General features: G+C 71.4%; 17 protein-coding genes, 1 tRNA gene and 1 pseudogene. 11 read left to right on the top strand and 8 right to left on the bottom strand.

The window, feature by feature from the left end; all coding sequences use genetic code 11:
- The first annotated feature begins 111 nt into the window (after positions 1-111).
- On the top strand, positions 112-468 hold the full coding sequence (locus ACIBR0_RS21110; RefSeq protein ID WP_357030889.1) for an STAS domain-containing protein: 357 nt from the start codon (positions 112-114) through the stop codon (positions 466-468).
- 9 nt (positions 469-477) lie between these two features.
- Here ACIBR0_RS21110 and ACIBR0_RS21105 read toward each other — a convergent pair whose 3' ends face one another.
- Entirely contained in the window at positions 478-1,779 is a 1,302-nt protein-coding gene (locus ACIBR0_RS21105; RefSeq protein WP_396718330.1) for a CynX/NimT family MFS transporter, read from the bottom strand.
- 104 nt (positions 1,780-1,883) lie between these two features.
- Between ACIBR0_RS21105 and ACIBR0_RS21100 the strand changes: the two genes are divergently transcribed.
- The 4 genes from ACIBR0_RS21100 to ACIBR0_RS21085 all read left to right on the top strand — a co-directional run bounded on the left by ACIBR0_RS21100 (position 1,884) and on the right by ACIBR0_RS21085 (position 3,806).
- The gene (locus ACIBR0_RS21100) at positions 1,884-2,567 is read left to right on the top strand and encodes a FadR/GntR family transcriptional regulator (protein ID WP_396718104.1); all 684 of its coding nucleotides are present in this window, start codon (positions 1,884-1,886) and stop codon (positions 2,565-2,567) included.
- A gap of 39 nt (positions 2,568-2,606) precedes the next feature.
- Positions 2,607-3,077, top strand: a complete 471-nt coding sequence (mscL, locus tag ACIBR0_RS21095; RefSeq protein ID WP_396718101.1) for a large conductance mechanosensitive channel protein MscL — start codon at positions 2,607-2,609, stop codon at positions 3,075-3,077.
- Positions 3,078-3,159: 82 nt separating this feature from the next.
- Positions 3,160-3,414 carry a hypothetical protein gene (locus ACIBR0_RS21090; protein WP_396718098.1) on the top strand — a complete coding sequence of 85 codons (255 nt, stop codon included), beginning with the start codon at positions 3,160-3,162 and terminating at the stop codon, positions 3,412-3,414.
- A 29-nt stretch (positions 3,415-3,443) separates the two neighbouring features.
- A complete protein-coding gene (locus ACIBR0_RS21085) occupies positions 3,444-3,806 on the top strand; it encodes a hypothetical protein (RefSeq protein WP_396718096.1) in 363 nt (120 codons plus the stop codon).
- A 58-nt stretch (positions 3,807-3,864) separates the two neighbouring features.
- Here ACIBR0_RS21085 and ACIBR0_RS21080 read toward each other — a convergent pair whose 3' ends face one another.
- The gene (locus ACIBR0_RS21080; protein ID WP_396718093.1) at positions 3,865-5,133 is read right to left on the bottom strand and encodes a benzoate/H(+) symporter BenE family transporter; all 1,269 of its coding nucleotides are present in this window, start codon (positions 5,131-5,133) and stop codon (positions 3,865-3,867) included.
- Positions 5,134-5,199: 66 nt separating this feature from the next.
- Here ACIBR0_RS21080 and ACIBR0_RS21075 point away from each other — a divergent pair, with 66 nt between their 5' ends.
- The 4 genes from ACIBR0_RS21075 to ACIBR0_RS21060 all read left to right on the top strand — a co-directional run bounded on the left by ACIBR0_RS21075 (position 5,200) and on the right by ACIBR0_RS21060 (position 9,103).
- On the top strand, positions 5,200-5,769 hold the full coding sequence (locus ACIBR0_RS21075) for a helix-turn-helix domain-containing protein (protein ID WP_396718091.1): 570 nt from the start codon (positions 5,200-5,202) through the stop codon (positions 5,767-5,769).
- Between the two features lie 99 nt (positions 5,770-5,868).
- Positions 5,869-6,588 (top strand): PP2C family protein-serine/threonine phosphatase, encoded by a 720-nt coding sequence (locus tag ACIBR0_RS21070; RefSeq protein WP_396718088.1) that lies wholly within the window; start codon positions 5,869-5,871, stop codon positions 6,586-6,588.
- 91 nt (positions 6,589-6,679) lie between these two features.
- Positions 6,680-7,879, top strand: coding sequence for an enhanced intracellular survival protein Eis (eis, locus tag ACIBR0_RS21065; protein WP_396718085.1), 1,200 nt, complete (start codon positions 6,680-6,682; stop codon positions 7,877-7,879).
- A gap of 30 nt (positions 7,880-7,909) precedes the next feature.
- On the top strand, positions 7,910-9,103 hold the full coding sequence (locus tag ACIBR0_RS21060; protein ID WP_396718328.1) for a hypothetical protein: 1,194 nt from the start codon (positions 7,910-7,912) through the stop codon (positions 9,101-9,103).
- Between the two features lie 2 nt (positions 9,104-9,105).
- Here the strand turns inward: ACIBR0_RS21060 and ACIBR0_RS21055 are convergent, their stop codons facing one another.
- The 3 genes from ACIBR0_RS21055 to ACIBR0_RS21045 all read right to left on the bottom strand — a co-directional run bounded on the left by ACIBR0_RS21055 (position 9,106) and on the right by ACIBR0_RS21045 (position 11,341).
- Complete coding sequence (locus ACIBR0_RS21055; protein ID WP_396718082.1) at positions 9,106-10,164, bottom strand: NAD-dependent epimerase/dehydratase family protein; 1,059 nt, start codon at positions 10,162-10,164, stop codon at positions 9,106-9,108.
- Between the two features lie 40 nt (positions 10,165-10,204).
- Positions 10,205-10,504 (bottom strand): hypothetical protein, encoded by a 300-nt coding sequence (locus ACIBR0_RS21050; protein ID WP_396718079.1) that lies wholly within the window; start codon positions 10,502-10,504, stop codon positions 10,205-10,207.
- A gap of 159 nt (positions 10,505-10,663) precedes the next feature.
- The gene (locus ACIBR0_RS21045; protein WP_396718077.1) at positions 10,664-11,341 is read right to left on the bottom strand and encodes an esterase/lipase family protein; all 678 of its coding nucleotides are present in this window, start codon (positions 11,339-11,341) and stop codon (positions 10,664-10,666) included.
- A 449-nt stretch (positions 11,342-11,790) separates the two neighbouring features.
- Here ACIBR0_RS21045 and ACIBR0_RS21040 point away from each other — a divergent pair.
- Positions 11,791-11,865: transfer RNA gene (locus ACIBR0_RS21040), tRNA-Lys, on the top strand.
- Positions 11,866-11,927: 62 nt separating this feature from the next.
- Here ACIBR0_RS21040 and ACIBR0_RS21035 read toward each other — a convergent pair.
- Both ACIBR0_RS21035 and ACIBR0_RS21030 read right to left on the bottom strand, forming a co-directional pair.
- Positions 11,928-12,293, bottom strand: coding sequence for a tyrosine-type recombinase/integrase (locus ACIBR0_RS21035; protein WP_396718325.1), 366 nt, complete (start codon positions 12,291-12,293; stop codon positions 11,928-11,930).
- Between the two features lie 244 nt (positions 12,294-12,537).
- On the bottom strand, positions 12,538-13,344 hold the full coding sequence (locus ACIBR0_RS21030) for a toll/interleukin-1 receptor domain-containing protein (protein WP_396718074.1): 807 nt from the start codon (positions 13,342-13,344) through the stop codon (positions 12,538-12,540).
- A 234-nt stretch (positions 13,345-13,578) separates the two neighbouring features.
- On the opposite strand from ACIBR0_RS21030, the gene ACIBR0_RS21025 reads away from it, so the two are divergent.
- Positions 13,579-13,974: a hypothetical protein gene (locus ACIBR0_RS21025; protein WP_396718071.1), complete on the top strand. Its 396-nt coding sequence runs from the start codon at positions 13,579-13,581 to the stop codon at positions 13,972-13,974.
- A gap of 290 nt (positions 13,975-14,264) precedes the next feature.
- Here ACIBR0_RS21025 and ACIBR0_RS21020 read toward each other — a convergent pair.
- Positions 14,265-14,819 (bottom strand): annotated as a pseudogene (locus ACIBR0_RS21020) (site-specific integrase); the annotation flags it as partial.
- Positions 14,820-14,976 lie beyond the last annotated feature (157 nt).

Raw genomic sequence — 14,976 nt, 5'->3', positions numbered from 1 at the left:
CTACTTGCCACGTGGCAAAGGAATGATGACGCACACCGGATACCACCTCCCGTTCTGCGTACCACCTCCATCGTGGGATACCGTTTCACCGATAACTTGGAGGTCTGGCGAATGTCCTTGACGGTGCACACGGAACAGCGCGGCGACGTCGTCGTCGTGTCGGTCGCAGGCGAGCTGGACATGGCGACCGCACCGCAGTTGCAGGACCAGATCACCGACCTGCTGGACAAGGGTCGGAGTCGGCTGGTCTTCGACCTGGCGGACGTCTCGTTCTGCGACTCGACCGGCCTGTCCGTCTTCGTCCGCGCCAAGAACAGCTGCGACGAGGCCGGGGGCGTGGTGCGGCTGGCCGCACCCCAGCGTGGGGTGCTGCGCATCCTGGAGGTCAGCGGCCTGGTCGAGGTGCTGCACACCTACCCGACGGTCGAGCAGGCCGTCGCGGGTGAACCCACACCGGCCTCTTCCTGATCTCCCCCCTCACCGCCCGTCCTCGATGTACCGGGGGCGGGCGATGACCATGCCCGCTCCGGTCTGCACCGCCAGGGCCACCAGCAGGAACCCGATCGGCGCGGTCCAGCCTCCGGTCGCCTCGTAGAGCACCCCGACCAGCAGCGGCCCGAGGGCCGCGATGACGTACCCGGTGCTCTGCGCGAACGCCGACAGCGCGACGGTCCCGTCCGCCGTGCGGGCGCGCAGTCCGATGGTGGTGAGGATCAGCGGGAACGCGCCCTGTCCGACCGCCAGCAGGGCCACCCAGAGCAGCGCGCCGTCGTGGGGCGCCAGCGCCAGGCCCAGGTAGGCGAGGGTGGACGCGGTGGTGAGCCCGAGCACCAGCGGACGCAGCGTGCGCAGCCGGCCGGCCAGCGTCGGCATGAGCAGCGCGATCGGCACGCCGAGCGCGGTCACCCCGGCGAGCAGCAGACCGGCCGTCTCGGGCCGGTAGCCGGCGTCCCGGAAGAGCTGGGCCAACCAGCCCATGATCGCGTACCCGCTGAGCGACTGCGCGCCGAAGTACACCGCCATGGCCCAGCCGAGCCGGGTCCGCCCGGGTCGGATCCGCGCCCGCGGAGTGGCGGCGGCCGTCCGGGGCGCCCGCCGCGCCGCGGCCCGGGCCCGGAGCGCCAGCGGCACCCACGGGAGTACGGCCACCGCGGCCAGCCCGGCCCAGACCCCGAGCCCGGCCCGCCAGGACCCGAAGGCGTGGGCGATCGGCACGGCCGAGGCGGCGGCCACCGTCGTGCCCACGGTCAGTGCCATCGTGTACGCCCCGGTGACGAGCCCGGTGCGGTGCGGGAAGTGCTGCTTGACCAGCATCGGCAGCAGGATGTTCGCCACCGCGATACCGGCGAGCGCCAGCGCGCTGGTGAGCACGAAGACGAGCGGGGAGTCGGTGAGGACCCGCAGCACCTGCCCGACGGCCAGGGCGAGCATGGCGACCACCAGCACCCGGGCCGGCGCGAACCGGCGGACCAGCCACGGGGTGAGCGCGCCCAGCCCGGCGAACGCGATGGTGGGCAGCGTGGTGACGAACCCGGCCATCGTCGCGGAGAGCCCGAGACCGCCCCGCACCTCGTCGAGCAGGGCACCGAGGCTGGTCACCGCGGCCCGCAGGTTCACCGCCACCAACAGCATCCCGACCAGCACCAGCAACGCACCCGCACCCGCGCCCGCACCCGCGCCCGCACCCGCACCCGCGCCCGCACCCGCACCCGCGCCCGCGCCCGCAGTTTCAGGGAAAGAGTGGCCATTCGGACGCCGATGGCCACTCTTTCCCTGAATCTGCCCGTCAGGCACGGTGGGGGTGGCGGTTCCGGTGGGTGGTGGCGGGGTCATGGAGTCGAACCTACAATCATGGGATGAATTTCCGGCAGGGGTTGTAACCAGTGCCACCGACGACTGATTCCGCACCCGTGCCCCCGCGTGGGCAGCGGGTGCGGGAGACGATCGCCCAGCTCCGGCAGCGGATCCTCGGCGGCGAGTGGCCGGTGGGTGGGCGCATCCCCACCGAGCCGCAACTGGTCGCCGCCCTCGGCGTGGGCCGCAACACCGTCCGCGAGGCGGTCCGCGCCCTCGTGCACGCCGGGGTGCTGGAGTGCCGGCAGGGCTCCGGGACGTACGTGGTGTCGACCGACGAGCTGGCCCCCGTGGTGGCCCGCCGGCTCACCGACGACCGGATGACCGAGGTCGTCGAGGTGCGGCGCGCCTTCGAGGTGGAGGCCGCCCGACTGGCCGCGCTGCGGCGTACGGCCGAGGACCTGGCGGCGCTCGACGCGGCGCTCGCCGACCGGGAGGCCGCGTGGCGCGGAGGCCGGGTCGACGAGTTCGTCGAGGCCGACGCCGCGCTGCACACGGCGGTGGTCGCCGCCGCGCACAACGGCATGCTCGCCGACCTGTACGCCTCGGTCGGCACCGCCCTGCGCAGCACGGTGGCGCAGGCCATGGGCGGCGCGCTGGAGCCCGAGCGCCACGTCGACCACTCCCGGCTGGTGGACGCGATCCGGGCCGGCGATCCGGAGCGCGCGGCGATCGAGGCCGGCGCTTTTCTAGAGCCCTCTCCCAGGGCATAGGTTGTGCCGGACGGAAAACCGGACACCTCGGGAGTACGGATGCTCAAGGGCTTCAAAGACTTCATCATGCGCGGGAACGTCGTCGACCTGGCGGTCGGTGTCGTCATCGGTGCCGCGTTCACCGGCGTGGTCACCCAGCTCACCAAGTCGTTCCTGGAACCGCTGGTCCGGGTGATGATCGTGCTGATCACGGGTAACAAGAACGGGCTCAGCGGGTCCACGCCGAAGTTCCGGGAGATCCCGTTCGACTGGGTGGCCTTCGTGAACGCGCTGATCGCGTTCCTGCTCACGGCTCTGGCGCTGTACTTCCTGGTCATCTACCCGATGAACCGGCTGGCCGAGCGGCGCAAGCGCGGCGAGGAGCCGCCGCCCTCCGCGCCGAGCGAGGAGGTCAAGCTGCTCACCGAGATCCGGGACGCGCTCGTCGCCGCCGGCCACTCCACCCCTGGTCAGCAGCGCGGCGCCCTGGACGACGTGCTCGGCCGGCAGGAACCGCCCAGGAAGTACTGAACCCGGCACACGCACAACGGCCCTCGCGGGAATCCCGCGGGGGCCGCACTTTTTCGTACGCGTGTTCGATAGAGTCCCCGCCATGGAGCAGCGGAAGCACTGGTGGAACGGGAAATGGGGACGACTGGCGCGGCGGGACGTGTTCCTCCGCACCGACGCCGACCGGTGGTACGTCGAGCAGCGGGCGGGCGGCTCGGAGGGCGTGTCCCAGTTCTACGAGTACGACAGCGCGGACGAGGCCGAGGAGACGGTCCGGGCGTTGCTCCAGGGCACCGACACGTGGCGTGAGCTGTCCCCGCGCCCACCGTCCGGCTGGTCGAACCCCTCGGGCGTTTAGGCACGCGGCGGGTCGGGAACCGCGACCACATGAGCCAGCAGCACACCGCCGTTTCCCGGGTGACCACCGGCATGCCGGTGGTCGACTCGACCGGCGCCGGGATCGGCACGGTGGATCTCGTGCAGCGGGGTGACCCGAACGCGGTGACCGTGCAGGCGCCGACCGCCGACCCGGGCAGCAGCCTGGACGAGCTGATCGAGTCGACCGCCGTGGGGGAACCGGACGTACCCGCCGACCTGGCGGCCCGGCTGCTGCACGGGGGCTACCTGAAGGTCTCCACCGAGCTGGTGCCCACCGGCGCGGTCTACGTGCCGGCCGACCGCATCGCCGCCGTGGACAACGCTCAGGTCCACCTCGACGTCCCCCTGAGCGCTCTCCCCGCCGAGGAGTGACGGCTCTAAGATCGCGCTACATCCGTGAAGTAGTGGCCTCCGCGTGCCCGGGAGGCCACTACTTCCCTGTTCGAGCGTGATCCCCACCCGGCACAGCCGCCGTAGGCGGCGTAGGCGGCGCGGCGGGCGCGGCCGGCACAGCCGCCGGCGCGGGCGGCGCGGGCGGCGCGGGTGTGGCGCGGCCGCGGAGGAGCAGGAGCAGCAGCCCGCCGGCGACCAGGCCCCAGAAGGCCCCGCCGACGCCGAGCAGGGTCACCCCGGACGCGGTGACCACGAAGGTCACCACGGCGGCCTCGCGCGCGTCGGGCTCGGCGAGCGCGGAGGTGAGCGCGGTGGCCAATGCGCCGAGCAGGGCCAGCCCGGCGACCGCCTCGATCAGGACGGGCGGGGCGAGCGCGACCAGCGCGGTGGCCACCCCGGCACCGAGGCCGAGCAGGGCGAGCCCGAGGCCGGCGGTGACCGAGGCGATCCAGCGGCGGTCCGGGTCCGGGTGGGCGTCCGGTCCGGCGGCCAGCGCGGCGGTGATCGCGGCCAGGTTGACCGCGTGCCCACCGGCGGGTGCGGCGAGCACGCTGGCCAGCCCGGTGGCCCGCAGGGCGGCGCCGAACGGCGGCCGGTAGCCGTAGCCGACCAGCACCGCCGTCCCCGGCACGTTCTGCGCGGCCATGGTGACCAGGAACAGCGGCAGCGCCAGGCCGACCAGCGCGGACGCCTCCCAGGCGGGGGTGGTCAGGGCGAACGCCGGCCGCAGTCCCACGTCGCGGAGGCCGCCGGCGGGGGTGGTCACCGCGATGGCCACCACCGCGACGGCGAGCGCACCCGGCACCGCCCACCGCCGCGCGAACCGGTGCAGCAGCAGCCAGGCGACCACCACGGGCACGGCCAGCCGGGGCACGTCGACGAGGGCCCGGACCGGCGCGGTGCACAGCGGCAGCAGGACACCGGCGAGCATCGCCCCGGCGATGGGCTTCGGGATGGCCGCGACCGCCCGGCCGAGCGGGGGCACGAGTCCGGCGGCGACGATCAGCAGGCCGGCGACGAGGAACGCCCCGACGGCGACGGGCCAACCGCCGGGTACCGCGCCGGTGGCGACCAGCAGCGCCGCACCCGGGGTGGACCAGGCGACGCTCATCGGCAGCCGGTACCGCAGGCCCAGCCAGACGGCGACGGCACCGGACGCCACGCAGAGCGCCAGCAGTCCGGAGGCCGCCTGCGCGTCGGTGGCGCCGACGGCGCGGAGGCCGGCGAGCACGACGGTGAAGGAACTCGCGAAGCCGACCAGCGCCGTGACCACGCCGGCCAGCAACGGTTGGATACGCCCGACCATCCCGTCTCCCCCGGTCCACGCCACCGTTCCGTTTACGGAACGGCCGTCGTGTAGCACCATAGCCGTGTGCCGCAGCCGCCACCAAGCCGTCGTACCGACGCCTCCGAGCCGTCGCCGCGCGGACCCGGCGCGGTCGGGCGGCGGGTACGCGCCCTGCGCGAGGACCGCGGCCTGTCGTTGTCCGCGCTGGCGCGGCTCGCGGGCGTCGGCAAGGCCACCCTCTCGGGCCTGGAGAACGGCACCCGCAACCCCACGCTGGAGACCCTCTACGCGATCACCGCGCAGCTCGGCGTGCCGCTGGCCGCCGTGCTCTCCGGCCCGTCCGAGGAGCCGACGGTACGCGGCGCGGCGGTCCACGCCACGCTGCTGGAGGTCTTCGAGGACGCCGACGCCACGTACGAGCTGTACCGGATGCTGGTCACGCCGGGACCGGGACAGCTCTCCCCGGCGCACCAACCCGGCGTCACCGAACATGTCACCGTGTTCGCCGGCGTGCTGCGGGCCGGCCCGGTCGACGCGCCACTGACCGCCACCGCCGGTGAGCACCTGCGTTGGACCTCGGACGTGCCGCACCGGTACGCCGCCGTGGGCGACGACGACGTTCACGCCAGCCTGCTGATCCGCTACCCACGGTGACCGTCCGCGACGGGTCCGGCACAGTGGACGACATTGTTCGGCAACCTGGTCGGTGGTGTGGAGAGACGCGGGCGGGGTGTTCTTGGCAAGCTTGTCCCCATGACGCTCATCCTCCGCTCGGCCATCCTCAACGACATCGGCCTGGTCCGGACCAACAACGAGGATTCCGCCCTCGCCGGTGACCGTCTCGTCGCGGTCGCGGACGGCATGGGTGGGCTGCCCGCGGGGGAGGTGGCCAGCGAGATCGTCATCCGCATCCTGGACGAGCTGACCCCGCCGACCGGCCCGGACGAGGCCGCCGACGCGTTGCGCGCGGTGGTCAGCACCGCCAACCAGCGCATCTCGGCCGCCATCACCGTCGACCCGGCCCGCGAGGGCATGGGCACGACGCTGACCGCCGCCCTCCTCGCCGGGGACACGCTGGTGCTGGCCCAGGTCGGGGACTCCCGCTGCTACCTGCTGCGGGACGGGGAGCTGACCCAGCTCACCCGGGACGACACCTTCGTCCAGGCGCTGGTCGACCAGGGCGCGCTGTCGCCGGAGCAGGCTCGGCACCACCCCCAGCGGTCCCTGGTGACCCGGGCGGTGCAGGGAGTGGACGCGCCACCCGCCGTCGGGGTGCTCACCGTCGTGGCCGGGGACCGGCTCCTGCTGTGCAGCGACGGGCTCTCCGACTACGTCGAGCACGACGCGATCGGGCAGACCCTGACCCACTACGGCGACCGGCAGCTCTGCGGCGAGCAACTGGTCAAGCTCGCCCACCAGGCCGGCGCCCCGGACAACGTCACCGTGGTGGTCTCGGACGTCACCGAGGTCTGATCCGCCGACGGCACCTGCGGCACCTTCCCATCGGGTGAGCACGGGCCCCAACCCGGTTGCGGGCGACGGCGGGCCGGGTTGGGATGAACGGATGACCATCCGCCGGGTGCACGCCGAGGAACGCCTCACCACCAGCTACCCGCTCCAGGCGTACGCCTTCGAGTCGTCGCCGATCAGCGCGACCCGGGCGGACGAGTTCCGCGCGTACCTGCCCTACAACGGGGGCAACCGGACCCTGGTCGTCCAGGAAGGTGGTGAGACACGGGCTGCCGCGTCGGCGATCCCGATGCGGCAGAACCTCCGCGGCCGGGTGCAGACGATGGCGGGCGTCGCCGGTGTCGCCACCCACCCCCTCGCCCGCCGGCAGGGGCACGTCCGCACCCTGCTGCGGCAACTCCTCGACGAGATGCGCGACGAGGGTCACCCGCTGACCGCGCTGTGGCCGTTCCGGCCGTCGTTCTACGAGCGCTTCGGCTACGTCGGGCTGCCCATGGCACGTACCGCCACGTTCCCCGTCGCGGACCTGGCCCCGCTGCTCCGGGCCGAGCTGCCGGGCGAGGTGGTCTGGGAGCGCATCGGCACCGGCTACCCGACCTGGCGCGGGTTCACCGAGCGCTGCCTGCGCGAGCGGCACGGCTTCGCGCTCTTCCCCGACTACCGGGCGGTCGCCCTGCGCGACCGGGACGAGCGCTGGCTGCTGACCGCGCGCTGCGGCGGCACGGTGACCGGGGCCGTGACGTACCGGATCGACGACCACGGCGGCACGCTGGTCGCCGACGATCTGCTGGTCACCGACCCGTACGCGCGGACGCTGCTGTTGCAGTTCCTCGCCCGCCACATCGACCAGGTCGCCACGGTCCGGGTGCAGCTCCCGGTCGACGAGCTGCCGGAGCTGTGGCTCACCGACCTCGACGTGCGCGTGGAGGCCCGGGTCGCCCGCCCCGGTTCCTCGGCGCCCATGGCCCGGCTGCTCTCGATGGACGCGCTGGCCGGCCTGCCCGTCGGGCCGGGGCGGGTGCGCGTGGAGCTGACCGGTGACCGTTGGCTCGCCGGCTCGTACCTGCTGGACGGCACCACCGGCATGCTGGAACTGGTGACCGGGCCGGCCGCCACCGCCGGCGCCCCGCCGGCCGCCACACTGACCGCGGCCGGGCTGTCCGCCCTGGCGTACGGGGTGCTGGACCCGGTGGAGGTCTCCCTGCGCGGGCTCGGCGACGTGCCGGTCGACGCGGGGGCGGAGTTGCGGCGCCTCTTCCCGCGCCACCTGCCGTACCTGTTCGCCGACTTCTGACCACCCGGCCCCTACCATCACCGGGTGCACCTGAAGTCCGCCGCCGTCCTGGCCGCCCTGACCGTCGCCGTCACGGCGCTGCCCGCCTGCGGCGCGTCCGAGCCGACCACCGCACCGGCACCGGCCGCCCGTACGTCCGGCGCCGCCGACACGCCGGCCACGGCCGACCCCACGGACGCCCCGGCGGCCCGTGCCGGCCTCGGCGGGCCGGGCCGGAGTGCCAGCCCGAAGCCCCCGGTCGGCGCGGCACCGAAGGCCGGCAACCCGAACGGCGGCGCCACCGTGCCGGCCGAGGCCCGCGCGGTGGAGACGTCGAAGCCGACCCGGACCATCGGCACCGGCACCCCGGCGAGCTGCACCTCCGAGGCGGTCGTCAAGGCCGTGGCGGCCGGCGGCATCATCACCTTCGACTGTGGACCGGCACCGGTCACCATCGCGATGAAGGCCACCGCCAAGGTCCGCAACGCCAACGGCCCGAAGGTCGTGCTGGACGGCGGCGGCCGGGTGACGCTGAGCGGCCAGGGGCAGCGCCGGATCCTCTACATGAACACCTGCGACGGGGCGCAGGGCTGGACCACCTCGCACTGCCAGAACCAGGACCACCCGCAGCTCACCGTGCAGAACCTGACGTTCGTCGAGGGCAACTCGACCGGCGAGAAGGCCGAGGGCGGCGGCGGTGGCGCGATCTTCGTGCGGGGCGGCCGGTTCAAGGTGGTCAACTCGACGTTCGCCCGCAACCGCTGCGACCGTATCGGCCCGGACCTGGGTGGCGCGGCCGTGCGGGTGCTGAGCCAGTACGAGAACAAGCCGGTGTACGTCGTGAACAGCACCTTCACCGGCGGCTCCTGCTCCAACGGCGGCGCGTTGAGCAGCATCGGTGTCTCCTGGGTGGTGCTGAACAGCGTCCTGCGCGACAACGAGGCGATCGGCACCGGCGCGAACCCGGCGAAGGCCGGCACGCCGGGCGGCGGCAGCGGCGGCGCGATCTACTGCGACGGCAACGAGTTCACCGTGCGGCTCGCCGGCACGATCATCGAGAACAACGACGCCAACGAGGGCGGCGGCGCGGTCTTCTTCGTCAGCAACAACCGCACCGGCACGATGACGATCGAGAGGTCCACGCTCCGGCGCAACCCGAGCGGACAGTTCGAGACCCGGGGCTACCCCGGCATCTTCTTCCTCGGCGCCCGCAACCCCACCGTCTCCGGCTCGACGCTGCGCTGACCTCAGTACGGGTTGCCGTGGCCCGGGAAGGGCGTGGTGGCCCGCAGGCCGCCGGCCATCGGCGGGGTCGGGGTGTCGGCACCGTGCGCCATGCCGGCGAACAGCTCCTTCAGCGCGGCCAGGGCGTTCACGCGCGGCTGCCACCCCAGCTCGGTCTCGGCCCGCTCGCTGGACATCAGCGGCGCGTTCAGGGCCAGCTGCACCCAGCCGGCGTCGATCGGCTGCAGCCGGGCGTGCCAGGTCAGCGCGGCGGCGGTCCGCAGCACCGGGCCGGCCACCGGCACCGTCCAGCCGTGGAAGTGCCGGGCCACCAGCTCCGGGGTCAGCACCGGGTCCGCGGCCAGGTTGAAGGCGCCGCGTGCGTCACCCAGGACCGCCCGGGCGTACGCGTCGGCGACGTCGTCGGTGTGCACCGCCTGCATGCGCAGCCGCGGGTTGGTCGGCACGAGCGGGATCCGGCCGAAGCGGAGCAGCTTCACGGGCACGAACGGGCCGAGGAAGTACCGGGTGATCTCGGTGGCCGCCGCCCGCTGGAAGTTCAGACCAGGGCGCATCCGTACCACCCGCACCTCCGGGTGCTCCCGCTCGGCGAGGTCGAGCATCGCTTCCACCTCGGCCTTGTCCCGGCTGTACGACGAGCCGTGCACCCCGGTCGCCGGCCACCGCTCGCTCACCGGGTGGTCCTTCGGGCCGGGCGCGTACGTGCCGACCGACGACGCGTACACCAGGGCGGGCACCTTCGCCCGGACCACCGCGTCGATCACCGCGCGGCTGCCCCCGACGTTGGTGCGGTGCAGTACGCGCTGGTCGTGGCTGGGCTGGATCTGCCAGGCCAGGTGCACGACCGCGTCGGCCCCGGCGAAGACCTCGGTGAGCTGGTCGGCCGCCCCGGGCTTACCGATGTCGCAGGAGTGCCACTCCACCTGGTCGTACGGCTCACCGGCGTCCGGGCCGGGCAGCCTCCGCGCCACCCCGGCCAGGTCGACTCCCCGTTCCCGGCGCAGCCGCCGCAACAGGGCGGTACCGGCGTTGCCGCTCGCTCCCACGACCACGATCCGCATGCCCGACCCGTACCCGGTCAGGCGTCCTCCAAGCCCGCCGTCACGGTCGGGGTGCGTTCCGGACCCAGCGCTTCTCCCCCGGACGCCGCCCGCTCGTCGCGGCGAGGCAGCGGGGACAGATCCAGCCCACCGGGTCGGCCTCGGTGAGCACGTCGGTGCCCGTGTAGTCGAACCGCACGTGCGGGAAGCGGCGCAGCCGGGTACGGCTCAGCGGCAGCCCGCACACGGTCTGGTTCTGCCCGGGCAGCCAGGCGTGCACCTCGCCGCCGGGTTCGCGTACGCCGTCGGGCCCGGTCTCCTCGCTCGACGCCGCCACGGCCGGGGTACTGCTCGTCCTCATGCCCGAACGGTTCCCCGAGCCGGCGCGGCCATGCCTGCCCGCGTCAGATGCGCACCCGGGCGACCGGCGGGCCCGGGCCCCGGGCCCGCCGGTCGAGGCCGGCGACGACCACCGGCGCCGGTTCGCGGGACCGGCGCCGGTGGCCACAACCGACGGGGATCAGGGGTTCACGAAGTCGCGTACCCCGGCGTAGACGGTGGCGTCGGTCTGCAGGCTCATGTGCCCGATGCAGGCGGTCCGGGTGTTCTTCGCCCCGGACAGCACCGTGCTGTCGGTCGGGTTGATGACCCCGTCGCACCTGGACCACCAGGTCCCGTAGGTGGGGGTGCCCGGGGTCTCGTCGGTGGCGTTCAGGTTGGCGAGGAAGGTCGAGCCGATCCGCATCTCGACGCAGGCGGTGCTGAAGCAGGTGTTCGCTGAGGAGGTGCCGTGGTTCGGGCCGCCGAGGGACACCCAGCGGTCCACCTTCGTCGACGCGATGTTCTTCAGGTAGTAGCGGGAGGAGAGCCCGCCCATCGAGTGGGTGACGATGTCGACCTTGCTGGCTCCGGTGTTGGCGAGCAGCGTCTCGACCTCCTGCCGGACGATCTCCGCAGTGGTGGCGTTCGACTGACTGGTGTTGTACGAGAACGCGCGCAGGTGGCTGGCGGGCCAGCCGTTGGCCTGAAACCGGCTGATCATCGTGTTCCAGGTCGAGGCGCTGCTGTTCCAACCGTGGACGAAGAGGATCGGGTCGCTCGACGGCGTGTACGACGCCGCCTGGGCGGGGACGGGAACGGCGAGGGTCGCGGCGGCGACCGCGATGGCCAGCAGGCATCGCCGGACAACTGAGGTCATGGGGGGATTCCTTCTTGACGGGGCGTTGGCGCACGGCGCCGACGACGGACGCGGCCGTTCGGCCGGGGGGTGGCCCGTATGTCGGTGTCTTTCAGGGTGGGCAGATGTTACGTACGGGTAGCCTTCTGATGTCAATGCATCGATCTGCAGGGCATGCGGTGCGCGCTGATCCCTCCGGCCACCGGGTAGAGGGTCAGGTCACCGGGTCGGAGGCGTCGGCGATCCGGCGCAGCTACCTGACGACCACCCGCACGGGTGCCAACCCGGCAAAAGGAGCCCGGGGCGAAGGGCCAGCGGTCCGGCCCTCGAGGTTCCCGGTCCAGCCGGGCACCCAGATGATCGAGCGGGGCTCTGCTCCGAGGCGGGGCGCCCTCACGGCGTCACCTCACTCGCCCAGCCCAGCGGACCTCAACCCGGAGGCGGGTGATCGGGTAACCTGATGGCCCAGCGGGCCGCTAGCTCAATGGCAGAGCTGTGGACTTTTAATCCATAGGTTCAGGGTTCGAGTCCCTGGCGGCCCACCATTCACCGCTTCTGAGCTGCGAAGATCTCGGTCGAAGATCATCGGGCACAACCAGGGCACAACTCAGGCATGATCTTGGTCGGGATGCCGCGGCGGTTTGCCGTCTGCCTGTCGCAGGAGGCTGCCGACCAGGCCGCGTGGCCGGTCCTTCTTCGGCAGCCAGTGCACGTAGGTCTCCAGCGTGATCCGCAGGTTGGCGTGCCTGAGTGCCTTCTGCACCTCCTGAGGCTCGACGCCGTTGCTCATGAGCGTGGTGGCGAAGAAGTGCCGCAGGGAGTGGAAGGTGCCTTCCTTCGGCCACCCGGCGGCCTCACGCCAGCCCGCCCACAGTTCGGACCAGTAGGTGTCGGTCAGCAGCTTTCCGCGTTCTGAGGTCAAGGCGGCCCGCGTCGCGGGCCGCTCGCGCCGCCGAACCTGGGCCGGGCCGATGGCCCGCCGCCGCGCCTGTGGCCTTCGGCCGCCAGCGCGACGGTGATAGCCCGCCGGCGGCGCGACATACGAAGAAGCCCCGGGCCGTCATGATCGATGACGGTTCCGGGGCTCCAAGTTGGTCGAGACACAGGCAGTGCCTCCGGCGGGGCGCTCGGGCGCTCTGGGATGGCTTGGGGTTAACGGTCGACATCGAGCGGGTAGGCGCGATGGCGAGCTATATCAAGCCCGAAAATGCGAGTCGCTATTTCGGACCTGGTTCTCGCCTCATCGGCACCTTATCGGCTCCGTGGTCATGGCGGATTCGGTCGACAGCTCTCCGTGCCTCTTCGAATCGAGCCGTTAATTCTGCTAATTTCCTCTCGGCCTGACGACGAGCGATGTGTTCAGTTTCGGCCATGGCGATTGCCTCGGAGTGAGCCTGTTGAACGACGTCAAGGTGCTGTCTTAAGCTCGCCATCTCCGAGAGAGTCGAGTCCCGCTCCTCCGAGTCACGCTCGATTTTGCGCACTCTTGTCACCAACTCGGAAAGCATGTCCTCCGAGGTTCGCTGAGGCTCCCCAAGAGGTGTCGTTGCGGTCATTGCCTGCGCTATCGCAGTTTCAAGTATCGGCCACATCCCGCTAAGGATCTCGTCAATGCTCTCCCGCGATCTCGGGTTCTCCGCAAGATCGCTCAGTTCGTACACGAGGCGTCGTATGCCATCTTGGTCGAGTCTTCGTGCCTGAAACACTTGCAGCGGCGAGGTGATATCCGAGGGCTCAAGGTCTAAGCACAACGGTACGACGCGGGCGTGTTCTAGGCGTTTCGCGAGCGCGCCGGCCTCAAACATCAGCCACGGGGCTGACTGGTTTGCGCGGGTTACGCATACGATGCCGAAGTCTGTGTCTTCAAGTGAGCGGGCAAGCGTATCATTCCATCTTGTACCGCTTTGTATTTCTTCGTCTGATACCCAGGGTTCGACATGTTGGGCGACGGCACCGAGCCACCGGTGTAACGCTCGGGCAATCTGACGGCTCTGCTCGCCGCTCCATGAGATGAAGATCTTCAACTTGCTCCCTCCTCCTGTCTGCAGCGGAGAGCGTACCGACGAGGGCCGCTCCACTGTGGTGTCCTCGCAGGGGCCGCAGGAAGGATTGTCGAGTACAGGCCGAAGGCGGCAAGCGCGGGCAAGCGCCAGCAGGATGCGTGCTGACCGGTAGGGCCGGCCGGAAGTAGTTCTTACCCGCAGTCAAGGGTGCCAGGATCTTCACGTCCTGCGTTCACATCGGTACTCTTCGCACTCATGGCGTCTCGCGGCAAGTCGAACCTCTGGAGATATTGGGGCTACGGCGTCCTGGCGGTGCTCCTCCTGTCCCTTGCCGGTACCGGGTTCGGTCCCGGCATCTATGCGGTTCTCGTTGGCCTCTTGATCATCTTCGTCCTCTTTCAGGCGCCGGTGTACTGCGGCGCGATCAATCGGAAGCGTGGTGGCGGCGTTGAGTTCTGCCGCAACAACTCAAGCGGCCTGGTCCTGGGTTGCCGCCTTCGACAGCACAAGTGGCAGAAGTTCGGGCGCGACTGGTGGTCCCTCGGCTGGCGCGAGAAGACCAAGGGGATCTGGACCGGAGCCTCGGCAAAGCTCGCGACTGTCAGTGGGCTCGTCGGCACCGTGACCGGGATCATCGGGGTCTTCAAGTAGGTGCCCGCCTGCCATGCAGGGGTGGCAGGCGGGCAATGTCCGTCAAGATCGTCGGGCACAACGCGGGCACAAATAACGCCTGCAAGGACTGTCAATCGCTGTAAGGCAACGCAAGACTTCGCCCAGGTCAGCAAGCCGATCCGCCCGATTGCGGATGATCGAGACTCCGCCAGAAGGACTCAGGGTTCGAGTCCCTGGCGGCCCACTTCTCCGCAGTTCAGTGGCCCTTCGTGTGGCCTTTGGAGCCGCGATCTTGGCCCGTACAGCAGCGAAGTACAGCAGTAGCGCCCTTACTGATCCAGTGAGCTGCCGAGCCGCTTGAGGGCGTCGAGGGTGGCCGCCGAGGACACCACCGTGTAGATCTCCATGGTGATGGCGAACTGCGCGTGCCGGAGGATCTGCATCGCCACCCGGGGGTGCACGTCCAGGTCGGCCAAGAGTGAAGCGCAGGTCCGCCGGGCGTCTCGGACGGTGATTCGCCGAACCCCAGCCGCGTCGCAACGTCGGTCCCAGAAGCGGTTGAAGTTGCGTGGCTCGACCGGCCGGCCGTACCGGCTGGTGAAGATCAGGCCGGAGGGCTGCCAGGCCGGGCCGGCGGCGTCCCGGGCGGCGGTCTGTGCGGCGCGGCGGCGGTTGAGCGCGACGGTGCAGATGTCCGGCAGCGGCAGGGTGGCGTCCGAGGCGGCCGTCTTCGTCTCCCGGTGCAGCAGCTCGGCACCGACCCGCTGGAGCTGCCGGTCGATGGTCAACTCCCCCGCGTCGAGGTCGACGTCGGCCCAGGTGAGCCCCAACATCTCGCCCCTGCGCAGGCCGAGCACCAGGACCAGGACGTACGCCGCATAGAGACGGGATGGCGAGGATTACCGACGCTGGCTTCAGATGAACATCATTTGGCGGAGCTGACACCCTAAGGGACGTCTCGTAACTCGGGGCAGCTCGGGCGAGGTGATCCGGGAGATCCGTGATCGATGGCTGCGGTGTGTTGCTGGATGAACTCGACGC

The sequence above is a fragment of the Micromonospora sp. NPDC049497 genome (genome assembly GCF_044465805.1).
Lineage (GTDB): Bacteria > Actinomycetota > Actinomycetes > Mycobacteriales > Micromonosporaceae > Micromonospora.
This window is presented reverse-complemented; position numbering and strand designations above follow the sequence as displayed.